Origin of the sequence: Nostoc sp. S13, from assembly GCF_029379315.1 — a bacterium.
In the GTDB taxonomy this organism is placed as follows: Bacteria; Cyanobacteriota; Cyanobacteriia; order Cyanobacteriales; family Nostocaceae; genus Nostoc.
On record NZ_JAQYWQ010000060.1, the window covers coordinates 1 to 13,647 of the forward strand.

General features: G+C 42.7%; 14 protein-coding genes and 3 pseudogenes. 15 read left to right on the forward strand and 2 right to left on the reverse strand.

The window, feature by feature from the left end:
- Together PUQ00_RS18570 and PUQ00_RS32855 are read right to left on the reverse strand one after the other, a co-directional pair.
- Nucleotides 1-393: hypothetical protein (locus PUQ00_RS18570; RefSeq protein ID WP_300419294.1), on the reverse strand; the 393-nt coding region annotated here is incomplete at its 3' end.
- Nucleotides 390-551, reverse strand: coding sequence for an IS1-like element transposase (locus tag PUQ00_RS32855; RefSeq protein ID WP_366145965.1), 162 nt, complete (start codon nt 549-551; stop codon nt 390-392). The genes PUQ00_RS32855 and PUQ00_RS18570, both read right to left, overlap by 4 nt.
- 158 nt (nt 552-709) lie before the next feature.
- Between PUQ00_RS32855 and nifH the strand changes: the two genes are divergently transcribed.
- The 15 genes and pseudogenes from nifH (at nt 710) to ctaD (ending at nt 13,560) form a co-directional block, all read left to right on the forward strand.
- Nucleotides 710-1,534, forward strand: coding sequence for a nitrogenase iron protein (gene nifH, locus PUQ00_RS18575; protein ID WP_300419296.1), 825 nt, complete (start codon nt 710-712; stop codon nt 1,532-1,534).
- A gap of 166 nt (nt 1,535-1,700) precedes the next feature.
- Entirely contained in the window at nt 1,701-2,087 is a 387-nt protein-coding gene (locus PUQ00_RS18580; RefSeq protein ID WP_300419298.1) for a hypothetical protein, read from the forward strand.
- A gap of 205 nt (nt 2,088-2,292) precedes the next feature.
- Nucleotides 2,293-2,655: pseudogene (locus tag PUQ00_RS18585) on the forward strand (helix-turn-helix domain-containing protein); the annotation flags it as partial.
- 402 nt (nt 2,656-3,057) lie between these two features.
- Nucleotides 3,058-3,834: pseudogene (locus PUQ00_RS18590) on the forward strand (substrate-binding domain-containing protein); the annotation flags it as partial.
- A gap of 183 nt (nt 3,835-4,017) precedes the next feature.
- On the forward strand, nt 4,018-5,136 hold the full coding sequence (gene nifV, locus PUQ00_RS18595; RefSeq protein ID WP_300419299.1) for a homocitrate synthase: 1,119 nt from the start codon (nt 4,018-4,020) through the stop codon (nt 5,134-5,136).
- A 304-nt stretch (nt 5,137-5,440) separates the two neighbouring features.
- Nucleotides 5,441-5,569 (forward strand): annotated as a pseudogene (locus tag PUQ00_RS18600) (CopG family transcriptional regulator); the annotation flags it as partial.
- Between the two features lie 185 nt (nt 5,570-5,754).
- Complete coding sequence (locus PUQ00_RS18605) at nt 5,755-5,886, forward strand: hypothetical protein (RefSeq protein WP_300419300.1); 132 nt, start codon at nt 5,755-5,757, stop codon at nt 5,884-5,886.
- Between the two features lie 81 nt (nt 5,887-5,967).
- On the forward strand, nt 5,968-6,681 hold the full coding sequence (locus PUQ00_RS18610; RefSeq protein ID WP_300419301.1) for a 2OG-Fe(II) oxygenase: 714 nt from the start codon (nt 5,968-5,970) through the stop codon (nt 6,679-6,681).
- A gap of 333 nt (nt 6,682-7,014) precedes the next feature.
- Nucleotides 7,015-7,836: an NADPH-dependent oxidoreductase gene (locus tag PUQ00_RS18615; protein ID WP_300419302.1), complete on the forward strand. Its 822-nt coding sequence runs from the start codon at nt 7,015-7,017 to the stop codon at nt 7,834-7,836.
- A gap of 437 nt (nt 7,837-8,273) precedes the next feature.
- Complete coding sequence (locus PUQ00_RS18620) at nt 8,274-8,504, forward strand: hypothetical protein (protein ID WP_300419304.1); 231 nt, start codon at nt 8,274-8,276, stop codon at nt 8,502-8,504.
- Nucleotides 8,505-8,664: 160 nt separating this feature from the next.
- Nucleotides 8,665-9,165 carry a phosphate-starvation-inducible PsiE family protein gene (locus tag PUQ00_RS18625; protein WP_300419306.1) on the forward strand — a complete coding sequence of 167 codons (501 nt, stop codon included), beginning with the start codon at nt 8,665-8,667 and terminating at the stop codon, nt 9,163-9,165.
- Between the two features lie 510 nt (nt 9,166-9,675).
- Nucleotides 9,676-10,167 (forward strand): DUF2231 domain-containing protein, encoded by a 492-nt coding sequence (locus PUQ00_RS18630; RefSeq protein ID WP_300419307.1) that lies wholly within the window; start codon nt 9,676-9,678, stop codon nt 10,165-10,167.
- Nucleotides 10,167-10,772 carry a DUF2231 domain-containing protein gene (locus PUQ00_RS18635; RefSeq protein WP_300419309.1) on the forward strand — a complete coding sequence of 202 codons (606 nt, stop codon included), beginning with the start codon at nt 10,167-10,169 and terminating at the stop codon, nt 10,770-10,772. Before PUQ00_RS18630 ends, PUQ00_RS18635 begins: the two co-directional genes overlap by 1 nt.
- 89 nt (nt 10,773-10,861) lie before the next feature.
- On the forward strand, nt 10,862-11,824 hold the full coding sequence (locus PUQ00_RS18640) for a cytochrome c oxidase subunit II (protein ID WP_300419354.1): 963 nt from the start codon (nt 10,862-10,864) through the stop codon (nt 11,822-11,824).
- An 86-nt stretch (nt 11,825-11,910) separates the two neighbouring features.
- Complete coding sequence (gene ctaD / locus PUQ00_RS18645; protein ID WP_300419310.1) at nt 11,911-13,560, forward strand: cytochrome c oxidase subunit I; 1,650 nt, start codon at nt 11,911-11,913, stop codon at nt 13,558-13,560.
- The last annotated feature ends 87 nt before the right edge of the window (nt 13,561-13,647 follow it).

A 13,647-nucleotide genomic window follows, 5' to 3' on the forward strand; every position in this document is an offset into this window, starting at 1 on the left:
AAGGTATTTTCTCAAATCTAAACAACAGAATAATGCAATTGTCGGCTTTGAGGCTTTATAGCTGATGACTAATTGTAACCACGAATACTGTTTGTAAATTAATTCCTCAGCGCAAGTAAATTGGCTAGATGTATGATATTCTTTATTTATAGGGAATCTAAATATAAGGACGAAAACTCCGTTAGATTCCTTTGAAGTGAGTATCAGACCAGCCTCATGATTTGTTGGTGATAGCATAACGTTAATCGAAGTGGAGCAAAACCGCCCAAAAATCGGTTTTTCGTTTGGCGAAGCTGTTGCCATAAAGTAGGCTGGACTGATTTTTTTATATATGTTACTTCCAGGTAAAATAATACTTGTCTTCCTGTGATGAAGCAAAAATTTCTTACTCATCTGCCGTATCTGTGGAAGTTTTTTGAATTCTTGGTGACAAGATTGGAACTAATTTTTAGCACTCTTGTTGTATCTCGCATCCCACTAATATTTACTGCCATATCTGTAAAAAGCTGTTTAACTTCTAGCAGATAACTGCAATATTTATAGTGCTGGATAGACGGCTGATGTCCACTATCTAACTAGGTTGATGCTGTCACAACCTGGGCAGTGAACTCTTTCAAAAACTACAACTTCAATTTAATTCAACACTCTACTTGATTACACCATAATCTTGGAGCCGAATCAATAAGTCTGCGCCATTACTGAGGTTTTTATGCGGAAAATCGCTATTTATGGAAGAGGGGGAGTTGGCAAGTCTACAACGACTCAAAATGTAGTGGCTGGACTGACTGATATAGGTCGTAAGGTAATGGTTGTAGGGTGTGACTCGAAAGCAGACTCCACCCGGCTCCTCTTGGGGGGATTCCACCAGAAAATTGTACTTGATACGTTGCGTAAAGAAGAAGATGATGTGAATCTAGAAGACTTCCGTCAGGAGGGATGGGGGAAGACGCTGTGTGTAGAATCTGGTGGGCCGGAACCTGGTGTGGGATGTACTGGTCGAGGCATTCTGACATCAATTGGGTTGCTAGAACAATTAGGTGCTTATGATGATGCAGTTAGACTTGATTATACATTTTATGATGGTCTGGGTGACGTAGTATGCGGTGGATTTGTCATGCCCATTCGTGAGCGCAAAGCTCAAGAAATTTACATTGTCACTTCTGGGGAAATTATGGCAATGTATACCGTCAACAACATCTGCCGAAGCATTCAAAAGTATGCTGCTATAGGCGGTATACGTCTGGGAGGATTGATCTGCAACTCTCGCAAAATCGATCAGGAAAACGATCTAATCGAGGCTCTGGCAGAGAAACTGGGGACTCAAATGATCTACTCCATACCCAGAGACAACATGGTGCAACGGGCAGAGTTCCACCGTAAGACGGTGATTGAGTATGCTCCTGAGTGTGAACAGGCGCAGCACTATCGCAACCTGGCAATGGCAATTGACCAGAATACAGATTTTGTCACTCCGAAATCTATGTCTAACGATCAGCTAGAGGAACTGCTGGTAAAGTTTGGGTTGTTTGACTAGGACGATGCAGTAGGGTTTATCCCTCATACAAAGTGTCTGGAGCAATTGGCAATCTCTTACTGGAAAAAGCAGAAAAAACTGCGTAAACTTCTTACCACCATTTGAGAAATCAGCGTTCTGAACCACGCTAAAATTCGTCTACCTCGTTGAAGGAGTAGAACTCATTATGTTGACCGAAGAGGTTTTAGTCCAAAAATTTATCACCATAGCTCAAGGGCGCTGTCCCAAACTTGGTGAGTTGCTCCAGTACTGCCACGTCGAACTCGTAAACTCTTACTGGGGCTACCCCCCAAAACTGATACAACATTTTGTTGTTTATTATCCTAACATGCTGTCTGCTTCAGTCAATGCCTACAAAGACGTTTTCAGAGGCGTTGCCCAAGATTTGGGGATATGTGAGGCTATTTGCATAAATGCCACACGCATTATCCGCGATCGCACCTCAAGGTTGAAGGAAAAGAACCCGATCCTATGGTTGGAACTCCAGTGGGTGGCAGTACCAACTAAAAAAGGCAATTGGCATCTAGATCAGGATTTACCGCACTCGGACTAAGTTTTCTTTTGGTGAGGTAGCTAAACAGTATCCAAAAATGCAAGTATTCTAGCGAGACGTATGTTATGCTTGCAGCAAATAAGCGAAATTGTCAAAATATCAACATGTCTGACAACAAAAACGGCAAACACTAGAAAACCTTGCGATTGCCCCAACAGATTAAGTTTGTCCGTTGCGGCTTTTTCTAACAAAGAGATACAGCCTTATGAAACTGGACGTGAATCTTAGCAACAACCTGAAGTCAATTAGAACTCGCTTAGGCATGAGTCAGCAGGATTTAGCTAATATGGCTGGTGTAACCCGTCAGAGTATCGCTGGTGTGGAATCAGCACAATATGCTCCTTCAGTTGCAATGTCACTGCGTTTAGCCAAGGCGCTTGGCTGCCAAGTCGAGGACTTATTCTGGTTTGAGGAAGATTTACCAGAAGTTGAGGCAGTTCTTACCAAACCAGTCAAGAACGGACAGCAATTGCCAGTTAGTCTAGCGCGGGTTGGTGATCAATGGATAGCTTATCCTCTGGTTGGGAACAATGCTTTTCGCATCGAAATGATTCCGGCTGATGGTGAGACAGTTGCGGTGGTGAGGCAGTCCGATCTTCTCCCAAGGGGAGACGCCAAGGGCGATAGCGCAGCGTTAGCGAGTCCGCGAGCGTCTGGGGGTTTCCCCCAGGAGGAACTGCCGAAAGGGTTCCCCGGCATAAACAAACTGTCGAACCCGCAGGGTGAAGCAGTTGCGATGAGCCACCACGTTGCAGAGGTTTCTACCGCAGTTCTTTCTCCTTTTAAAGACACGCAAGGAACAAGTCGGCAAAGCTGCCCAAAAGACTGTCTGAGCGTTGCAAAGAAAAGTCTGAGCAAAGGAAGTTTAAATTCAGAACTTTCGAGGGTTTCCCCTGTTGAGGAACTCGCGAGAGGATTAAGAGGTATAAGTACACTGCCGTTTTCTGGTGGAGTTTCCACAGGATTCCCGGAGGGTGAAGCACAGAACCAGACAGGTACAAACAAAGTTCTGGTTCGGCTGCTTAATGATATCGATAAATTGCAAAATACAGTTGTGATTGCTGGTTGTACGCCGATGATTTCCCTCTGGGCAAGAAGCGCTGAACGTTGGCATCCACAACTGCGAGTTCATCATATTCTCGCCAACAGTATGGGAGCATTGCGTAGTCTATGCCGAGGTGAAATTCATATTGCTGGGATGCACCTGTACGATCCGGAAACTGGAGAACATAACGTTCCCTTTGTGCAGGAAGCTTTAGCTGGTAAGAGTGCAGTTTTAATCACCCTTGGGGTTTGGGAAGAAGGACTCTTAGTTCCATCAGGAAATCCAAAGGAAATCAAAACAGTCAGCGATTTGGTGGAATTAGGAACAACTGTTGTCAACCGTGAATTAGGTTGCGGTAGTCGTATGCTTTTGGAACGCAAACTTCAAGAAAAACAGATCCCATTCCACACAATTAAAGGATTTGACCATATCGTATACAGCCATCAAGATGTCGCTCTATCTGTAGTCTCAGGAATTGCTGATGCAGGTGTGAGTACGGCATCCGTAGCTGCTGCCTTTGGATTGGGATTTATCCCCCTACATCGATCGCGATATGACTTGGTGATTCTCAAAGAATACTTGCAAGAAGAACCAGTACAGCAATTGCTCAGTACGTTGGGAGATCGGCTAGTCCAATCGCAATTAGAGATTCTCGGTGGCTATGACATCAGCAATATTGGGGAAATTGTAGCAAATATTTAGTAATGACGCTCACGGACTCGCTACCGCTACGCTAACGTAATTCGTAATTATTACCCCAGGGCTAAGGAATATGTCTTTTAGTTTCCACAACTCAAGTTAGTTGCTCTGTCTTTTAATTATGAATTCCTCAAGCAAATCAAAATTACCCAACAAGTTAGCCGCAAAATGAATCATCACTTCACTATGAACAAACATCCCGTTCAGATTAACGATACAACCTTGCGAGATGGGGAACAAGCAGCAGGTGTAGCCTTTAACGTTGAAGAAAAAATTGCGATCGCCACTTTTCTTGATGCCATTGGTGTTCCAGAATTGGAAATTGGCGTTCCGGCAATGGGGCAAGAAGAAGCAGAGTCGATCCGAGCGATCGCTAATCTGGGATTAAATGCTCAATTACTTGGTTGGAACCGTGCTAAATTGTCCGATATTCAAGCATCTATAGATTGTGGTTTAGAACGGGTGCATATTTCCGTTCCTGTCTCAGAAATTCAGATTGCCGCCAAGTTTGGGGGTAAGCAGCAGGTAATGCTGGATCTTCTGCGGGATGCGATTAATTTTGCCTGCGATCGCGGTTTATCTGTATCTGTTGGCGGAGAAGATTCTTCTAGAGCTGATCCATCTTTTCTATTGGATGTGGCGTATTATGCTCAAGAGTTGGGAGCTTTCCGGTTTCGCTTTTGTGACACTGTAGGAATTCTCGACCCTCTGAACACTTACAGCAAAGTTCGCTCCCTTGTGCATCATCTATTCATTCCCATAGAAATGCATACGCACAATGATTTTGGACTGGCAATGGCGAACTCGCTGGCTGGTATTGAAGCAGGGGCGTTATCAGTCAACACTACGGTAAATGGGATTGGCGAACGCGCAGGCAATGCTGCACTGGAAGAAATTGTGATGGCACTGAAACACCTCTACGGCATCCCAACAGGTATTAATACAAAACGGTTGCTGGAACTGTCACGGTTAGTTGCTAAAGCTGCCAATTGGCCGGTTCCTCCTTGGAAAGCGATCGTGGGTGAAAATACTTTTGCACATGAGTCGGGGATTCATGCTCACGGTGTGTTGCAAAATCCCGGTACTTACGAACCTTTTGCGCCGGAAGATGTGGGTTGGGAACGTCGCTTGGTAGTAGGCAAACATTCCGGTCGGCATCTGATATTCAGTGTGCTGCAAGAACATGGAATCACCCTCAGTCAGCCAGAAATTCAATCAGTGCTGGATGCTGTAAAGCATCAGTCAGTAAAAGTTAAGCGCAGTCTCACGGTTGAAGAACTCCTGAGTTTTGTTCCCCAAAGGTAAACTTACAGGGGAATGGGGAATGGGAGATGGGGAGTGGGCAGAGACGCAATTAATCGCGTCTGTACTGGGGAGTGGGGAGTGGTGTAGTTAAATTACTTGAAAAGCCCTGTAAGTTGCATTGTGCTTTTACCAATTAGTAAGTACATGAGCTTGTAAGCTTTCAGTCAGTTTGATCACAAATCAAAAGTGAACTTGGTTAAGAACGCATAACAATTTTGTCTCCGTTAGCGTAGGCGCAGCCCGCCTTCAGCATCCCAATTATTGTACCAACTGGTATAATATACCAATATTGTTGGTATTAACTATGCCGAGAAAAGAGCAAGGATGGATCACTTTTCAATTGTCTCCAGAAGAACGGCAACTTCTAGAGCAGTATTGCTTGCAGTTCCAACGCACTAAGACTGATGTTTTGCGCTCCCTGTTGCGTAGTCTCCAACCAAAATTACTCAAACAAGAGGGAAAGCAGTTTGATTCTGGGGAGATTGATCTTGACCTACTTTGAGCAGTAATGAAGAACCGCTATCGGTAAAGCCAGTTTTCTTGTAGCCAAACAAATTTGTAATGGGGTTGGTAATCCCTCTGAAATTGTAAAAAAGCGTTCAAGTTCAACAGTTGACTATGACAAATCCTACAAAATTATTGCGATCGAGTGAAATTACAATCAATTCCGAAATTGATTGGAATGACTCTCCAAGCGTTCCGGTGTTAAAACTTCTGCGGCTTGACCAAAACTTCTTGATGCAGAGGTAAATCGATTATTGATGCTCTAATGCCACTTGATATCCAGGGTAGTCAGGATTGGTTAATTTTAGTAAAGCATTTTTTTCTACCATGCTTAATTTTGATTCCATTCGTGCCACAGCAATGCAAAAAGTCCCATACAATTGGGCTTTGATCAAAAATCTGCTTTCACCAGAAGCAAGCTTAGAACTAACTGCGAGTTTTCCCCACGAAGAGTTTCGCCTGTCGGAGGGAGAGGGATATGGATACTCCTGGGGAAAGATGCTTGCCACTAGCGAGGATATTTCTTTGATGCTGAAATCTAGCGATAATCGCTGGCGAGAGCGGATGGCGCAAGGCAGACTTACTTATGACTTGAGACACCTCAGTAAAGTCTGGCGACAGTTGATAGAAGGACTGTGGACAGATTCTTACCGCGCAGCAATAGCCGAAATGTCTGGGTTGGAACTAAAGGACTGTCTAATGGATATTGGATTTCGCCGATATAACTTAGGACAGCTGCATCATCCTCATACAGACGAGCCGAACAAAGTTTTAACTCATCTGCTATTTTTCAATCAACAATGGTCTGTAGACTGGGGAGGCTGTTTGCGAATTCTCAAAGACTCACAGCCGGAATCTGTCTTCCAAGATATTCTACCCCTTAGTGATTCCTCAGTTGCGATCGCACGTTCTGACAATTCTTGGCATATGGTAACTCCGCTTACTTGCCCTGTATCTGAGTGTCGGCTAGCCTTACGAGTTGCTTTTTTTCGGAATGGTCGCCTAACTTCAGATTTCGGAGAAACCCAGTTAGCTGCCTAGCAGTCAAACAATTTTGGATTTTAGACTTCGGCTACTTCGGTTACTTCGACTACGCTCAGTCGAACGATTTGCAATTTTGGATTAAAAGAGACCACAAGGGTACTTGGCCAAAAAACTTTTTTAATCCAAAATCCGTCTTGAAAAGCTTTGATCGGAGGAAACCTCCGATCAAACTTTTCGCAAAATCTCAAATTGGCACGGTCAAGTATTTTCTCTCTACTTTTGTCAGAAAATCAGCGTCCTGATTTTCTGATTCTTCCTTTTCCTCGTTGTTTCTTGTCGTTAGTAATCCCTCTGAAATCGTAAAAAAGTATTCAGGTTCAAAAGTTGACTATGACTAATCCTACAGAACTCTTGCGATCGCGCTACGGTGAGATTCCCTTCAATTACGAAATTGACTGGAATGACTCTCTAGAAACACTACTATCTCACCGTTCAGTTCGGTCTTATCTATCTGACCCGTTACCACCAGGAACCCTGGAATGGCTAGTTGCAGCTGCTCAATCTGCTGCTAGTTCAGCTAATTTGCAAACTTGGAGTGTAGTAGCGGTTGAAGAGCCAGAGCGCAAAGCAGAATTATGCAAGCTGTCTAATAACCAAGTATGGGTTAACCAGGCTCCTGTATTTTTGGTTTGGTTAGCAGATTTAGGTCGTATGGCTCATATTGCTGACAGTCGCGGACTACCTCATGTGGCTCTGGATTACATAGAACTGTTGGTTAAAGCAATAGTCGATGCCTCGGTGGCAGCGCAAAATGCCACTCTAGCTGCTGAATCTGTTGGTTTGGGAACAGTATATATTGGTGCAATCCGCAATAACACGCAAGAGGTAGCAACACTACTAAATTTGCCACCTTTTGTGTTCCCCGTATTTGGATTGTGTGTGGGTTATCCCAATCCTGAGGTACAACCTGCTATTAAGCCGCGTTTACCCCAGTCAGCTGTACTGCATCGGGAAACCTATAAATTGGCAGAACAAGATGAAGCGATCGCTCACTACAACGATATCATGAAAGAATTCTATGTTGAACAAAAAATGAATGCTGCTGTTGATTGGTCGCAAAACTCAGCCGAGCGCATCGCAACCTTAGACTATTTAAAAGGATGCAAAAACTTACGTGAAACTCTCAACAACTTTGGCTTAAAGTTGCTATGAAAGGAGTTAGCAGCCAGAAGAGACAGGAACTCTAAGCATCTATCGTACACCTAGTAGAGAGCAAGCTACGCGCAGTAGGAACTAAAGAATAACTTCTGATGTTTGCACCAAAGCTTCTGACGCTAAAAGACTTGTTACCGCTTCACTAAAGACTCAAAAGGTGCATCTCAGTCTTAAAAGATAATTTCAGTGCGTAAGTCCTAAGAAATAAATAGACCCGCTAACTCTCCAGATCCAGCAATTCTCCTGCTTTAAACCTTTGTACTAATTTGGGGAATTTGAAGGCATTTAAGCAGTCAATAGGCGAACTATTTAATGGGTATTCCAGCAAGCTTTATCTCTCCAAAAAGAGCTGAACTGTCAGAATCGCTTTTGTCATGAGAATTGCTGACCAAAAATGTAGAATTAACCAGCGAAATAGAAAGGAGCTTCAAACAATGAATAATTTGTCTACTAAAGACCTCAACAGACTACGCTCTCAAGCCAAAATAATTATGAATCGAGTGGAGATTTTCATAGAAACTTACTTATTAGAAGCTCCCCCTGATGAAAAACTGATTAACGAAACCTTACAAGAGATCATCAAGGCTACGAATAGCTTAACAACCGCAGCATCCAAGATGAAAACCGCAGAACCCGTACCTCATGATGCCAACAATTCAAAATAGTTTAATAGGGCTGAATGGAACCCCATAGCTAAATAATGGGGATTGAATACAGTTCCGTTAGCGGATAGCTAGGGTTTAACCCGTGCTGAGTAATCAACCATAGATACTCAGCACTATTTCAGTTATGGAGATAAATGAATCTAGCCTGTTAGGAAATATCATGCTAAAAGGGATAAATTTAAAGTTTAATAACTGGTTACAAAGAAATACAATTGTACGTAACCTAGAATTTTTCCAAGACTTTATTATTATTTCTCTTTGCCTGGGTTTATTCTGTGTAATGCTCATCCGACTAGGAGATATGTTCTTCTCCTTTTTACATCCCTTGGATTTGCGGCAAGTAACATCTGATATCCTGTTCATTTTGATTTTAGTAGAGTTGTTCCGCCTGTTAATTGATCATATACAACAACAGAGGACATCCGTAACCGCAGCAGTGGAAATTACTATTGTTTCTGCTTTAAGAGAGGTAATTTTACGTGGTGTTCTGGAAATTCCCCGTGACCAAATTTTTGGAATAGCTGTATTTTTATTGGTTTTAACAGGAATTATGGTGGCTTTGCCTTGGATATCTCGTTTTCTTGAACAGGTCAAAATTCCTCACCCCGAAACAACAGGAAAAACGCAATTATTGGCTGAAACTCATCTAACTTCTGATTAATTGTAACCACAAATACTGTTTGAAAATTAATTAGCGATCGCAAGTAATTTTGCCAGATGTATGATATTCTTTATATATGGAGAATCAAAAGTACAAAATTCTTCAAAAAAATAAAGTACACTCCAAAATCAGCAATTCTCATTATGAGCTTAGGGCATAATAATGTCCAAAGCCTATTTAGTCAGGTGTATTAGATTCCAAGCGATATTGCGGAGATTTAATATCCTTGTGTTTCTATTTCATAACATTGTTTGACTTCACAGATGGAAAGTAGTAACTCGTTCGTCAGCATTTACTAACGAGTAAAACTTTTTTCGATCACTTACTATTCTATATTCATTCCAGCGAGCTTTTACCTATCAGAATCAAGCTAATCTGTGAAAGAATTCTCCTCATCATAATTGCTGTTTTTATTTAGAAGGATTTTAAGTGCAATCTAAGTTGTTGTAGAAATCAAAAGATTGTGAAGTATTGCTTGTTAAGCACTAACTAATACATGAGTAGAATACTATGCTTGAGAATCTTCTGAATAACCATAATTTACCGTATCCTGATACGATACATCCTATCGTTGTGCATTTTGTGATTGCGATGGTTTTGTTTGCCTTCTTGTGTGATGTCATTGGATACTTTACTAGCAACTACCGTCTTTTCGAGGTGAGTTGGTGGAATATGTTTTTCGCGACAATCTCCATCTTTGTCGCTGTTATTTTTGGTCAATTTGAAGCAGGTTTAGCAGAACCTTATAACGCATCTGAACGAGTACTTAATTTACATATGATTCTTGGCTGGGCACTTGCAGGAATTCTGGCAGCCATTACAGCTTGGCGTTACGTGATTCATTGCCGCACTCCAGAAAAGATATCAGTTTATTACCTAGCAGCAAGTCTACTTTTGACTGTTTTGGTAGGCGTACAAGTGTATTTCGGAGATGAATTGGTTTGGGTATATGGGCTGCACACTGTACCAGTTGTTGAAGCCATAAAGGAGGGCTTACTGTAATGAACCCTGAAGTTATTGAGCAATTAAAGACTCAGATGGGAGCAAATGGGTTGCCCTACACTATACCCATTCACCCAAATTTAGTTCATCTCACTATAGGTTTGTTTATCCTTGGTATTACCTTTGATTTGATTGGTGCGTTCTTCCCTTTACAACAACCAATCTTCAAGTTTTTAGCAGTTCCTGCTACTCGTTCCAGCTTCTTTGATGCTGGCTGGTACAATATGCTAGGTTCGGCACTCATCACAATTTTTACGGTAGCAGCAGGTTTTTACGAAATCATGTTGGCAGAACCACTCACTGGGGTAAAGAGTGCCTGGGGATTGGAAGCTATGGAAACAATGCTTTGGCATGGTATGGGTGGTGTTTTTCTACTAGCGCTGATTCTTGGGATGGCTATTTGGAGAGGATTTCAGCGCTATATTTGGCGTCAAGATGACAGTCAACAAGTGCAGTGGACTTATTTAGTTTCTGGACTGTTCATCATGTTCATCATGTTCATCCACGGTACGCTAGGAGCGCAGTTAGCTACTGAGTTTGGAGTTCACAATACTGCTGATATGTTGTTGCGCTTAGGCAAAGACCCCAACTTACTGCTGAAGTAATCAATGTTAGTCATTTGTCCTTTGTATAAATATGACCATTGTACAGACGCGATTAATCGCGTCTCTATTGACCAATGACTTTTATGGGTATGAAAATCCGAAATATTTTGATCTTGAGTGCGATCGCGATCGCCTTAGCTGCTGTTAGTCTTTTGATAGGGCAGTGGACGTATTCCTGGATGCCACCTCAAGCCGCAGCAGAATCGCAGCTCGTCGATAAGTTGTTTAGTTTTTTAATCACGCTGGGAGCATTTATCTTCCTTGGAGTCACAGGAACACTCATCTACTCAGCGATTTTCCATCGAGCAGAGCAATATGATACCAGCGATGGCCCCCCGATTGAAGGAAATATCCCACTAGAAATTGTCTGGACTGCAATTCCTGTATTGCTAGTGTTTTGGATTGCCACCTATAGCTACCAAATCTACGAGCAAATGGGGATTCAAGGCCCAATGGAAGCTATGCATATGCATATTCCAGTCTTGATGAAATCAGCATCTGCTGCACCAATTAACGGGGATGCCAGGATAGTTTCCGCCTCCCCGACTTTCTCAACTGTATCAACTGATGCCACATCAAATGTAATCCCATTTGAAGACATTGAAGTTAATGCCAAACAATGGGCTTGGGTTTTCCGCTATCCAAAAACAGGAATCACCAGCACCGAACTACATTTACCCGTCAATCATCGCATTCGTCTAGCTATGCAGTCCGAGGATGTTCTCCACGGCTTTTATATTCCGGCTTTCCGAGTCAAGCAAGACATTATTCCCAACCGCAACATTGACTTTGAATTCACTCCCATCCGTATTGGCAAATATCAATTGACTGATTCCGAATTTAGCGGTACTTACTTTGCAACCATGCGGGCAAATGTTGTTGTCGAGTCCTCTGAAGATTATAAGAAGTGGCTGCACCAAGCAGCAAATCGTAAACCATGTACTGCAAATAATCAAGCAGCTTCTGAATATGCCCAAGAATCAAAAGAATTAATCAAAGGCTGGGTTACGGTAGCACCCGCACAAGCCCCTGTAGTTAATTACAGCAATTAGTCGTAGAGACGCGATTAATCGCGTCTCCACAATGGTCATTAGTTTTGGAAAAATGACAAATTAAAAAGAATAAAGGATAAAAGACAATGACAAATATTTCCGTTGAAGACATTACAGGTGATGCACCTGAACAGGAACCGAGAGTAAACTGGAAGCAATACTTTAGCTTTAGCACAGACCACAAAGTTATCGGTATTCAGTATATTGTTACCGCTTTCATTCTCTTTTTAGTTGGTGGCATATTTGCAATGATTATTCGTGGGGAATTGATTACCCCAGAATCAGACCTCGTTGACCGTAGTGTCTATAATGCAATGTTCACCATGCACGGCACTGTGATGCTATTTGGATGGACATTCCCCATACTTACAGGTTTTGCTAACTATCTTGTACCTCTGATGATTGGGGCGCGAGATATGGCGTTTCCCAGACTAAATGCTGTTGCGTTCTGGATGATACCGATCGCTGCTATCTTATTGATGGGCAGTTTCTTTGTACCCGGTGGGCCAGCGCAAGCCGGTTGGTGGTCATATCCTCCCGTTAGCTTGCAAAACCCGACAGGAAACTTAATCAATGGTGAAGTTATCTGGCTTCTAGCAGTAGCAATATCAGGTGTTTCCTCAATTATGGGGGCGATTAACTTTGTCACTACGATTGTGAAGATGCGTGCACCTGGTATGACACCCTTCCGTACACCCATCTTTGTTTGGAATGTATTCAGTGCCCAGATTATCCAACTGTTTGGACTACCTGTTTTAACAGCAGGTGCAGTCATGCTTTTACTCGACTTAACAGTTGGAACTAGCTTTTTTGACCCCGCCAAGGGAGGCGACCCGGTTCTATTTCAGCACTTTTTCTGGTTCTACTCACACCCTGCTGTTTATGTAATCATTCTGCCGGTCTTTGGAGTCTTTTCAGAGATATTCCCTGTTTTTGCCCGTAAACCTCTGTTTGGCTATAAAATTGTCGCCATTTCATCTCTTCTGATCGCTGGAGTTAGCGGTATAGTCTGGGTACACCATTTATACGTCAGTGGTACTCCAGGCTGGATGCGGCTGTTTTTCATGCTGACAACAATGTTCGTTTCTGTCCCCACTGGCATTAAGGTGTTTGCCTGGACTGCAACGATTTGGGGTGGCAAGCTGCGATTTGATACACCAATGCTATTTGCCTTTGGTGCATTAATATTGTTTGTGTTTGCAGGTATCACTGGCATCACCCTTTCCTCTGTTCCCGTTGATGTCCATGTCAACAACACCTATTATGTAGTGGGTCACTTCCACTATGTTCTATATGGCACAGTCACGATGGGGATGTTTGCTGCTATTTACTTCTGGTTCCCCAAGATGACTGGACGTATGTATTACGAAGGCTTGGGCAAGTTGCACTTCTGGCTGGCATTCATTGGCACTAACCTCAACTTTTTTCCAATGCACCCATTAGGATTACAGGGAATGTTGCGTCGAGTTTCTTCTTATGCCCCAGAATATGAATTTTGGAATATTATCGCCAGTCTCGGCGGATTTTTGCTAGGTGTATCCACTTTGCCCTTCATTCTGAATATTATTGGTTCTTGGATACATGACAAGCAAGCACCGAAGAATCCTTGGCGAGCAATTGGACTGGAGTGGTTAGTTTCTTCACCACCTCCTGTCGAGAATTTTGAGGAAATTCCAGTTGTTATAAGTGAACCCTACGGCTACGGTAAATCTGAACCATTAGTGGCCGAGCATTAGAGAGCAGTCCAAATGTTTGATTTGATTTTTAAACGCATAGGCACTTCTCTACGAGATGCTACGTAAACGCCTTCCCGTAGGGTAGGA

What these genes read in the sequence shown, in the direction of transcription:
- PUQ00_RS18605 (WP_300419300.1), top strand. Translation starts at nt 5,755, where the DNA reads ATGACAAATCCTACAAAATTATTGCGATCGAGTGAAATTACAATCAAT.
- PUQ00_RS18610 (WP_300419301.1), top strand. Translation starts at nt 5,968, where the DNA reads ATGCTTAATTTTGATTCCATTCGTGCCACAGCAATGCAAAAAGTCCCA.
- PUQ00_RS18630 (WP_300419307.1), top strand. Translation starts at nt 9,676, where the DNA reads ATGCTTGAGAATCTTCTGAATAACCATAATTTACCGTATCCTGATACG.
- PUQ00_RS18625 (WP_300419306.1), top strand. Translation starts at nt 8,665, where the DNA reads ATGCTAAAAGGGATAAATTTAAAGTTTAATAACTGGTTACAAAGAAAT.
- PUQ00_RS18635 (WP_300419309.1), top strand. Translation starts at nt 10,167, where the DNA reads ATGAACCCTGAAGTTATTGAGCAATTAAAGACTCAGATGGGAGCAAAT.
- PUQ00_RS18580 (WP_300419298.1), top strand. Translation starts at nt 1,701, where the DNA reads ATGTTGACCGAAGAGGTTTTAGTCCAAAAATTTATCACCATAGCTCAA.
- ctaD (WP_300419310.1), top strand. Translation starts at nt 11,911, where the DNA reads ATGACAAATATTTCCGTTGAAGACATTACAGGTGATGCACCTGAACAG.
- PUQ00_RS18615 (WP_300419302.1), top strand. Translation starts at nt 7,015, where the DNA reads ATGACTAATCCTACAGAACTCTTGCGATCGCGCTACGGTGAGATTCCC.
- PUQ00_RS18620 (WP_300419304.1), top strand. Translation starts at nt 8,274, where the DNA reads ATGAATAATTTGTCTACTAAAGACCTCAACAGACTACGCTCTCAAGCC.
- nifH (WP_300419296.1), top strand. Translation starts at nt 710, where the DNA reads ATGCGGAAAATCGCTATTTATGGAAGAGGGGGAGTTGGCAAGTCTACA.
- PUQ00_RS18640 (WP_300419354.1), top strand. Translation starts at nt 10,862, where the DNA reads ATGAAAATCCGAAATATTTTGATCTTGAGTGCGATCGCGATCGCCTTA.
- nifV (WP_300419299.1), top strand. Translation starts at nt 4,018, where the DNA reads ATGAACAAACATCCCGTTCAGATTAACGATACAACCTTGCGAGATGGG.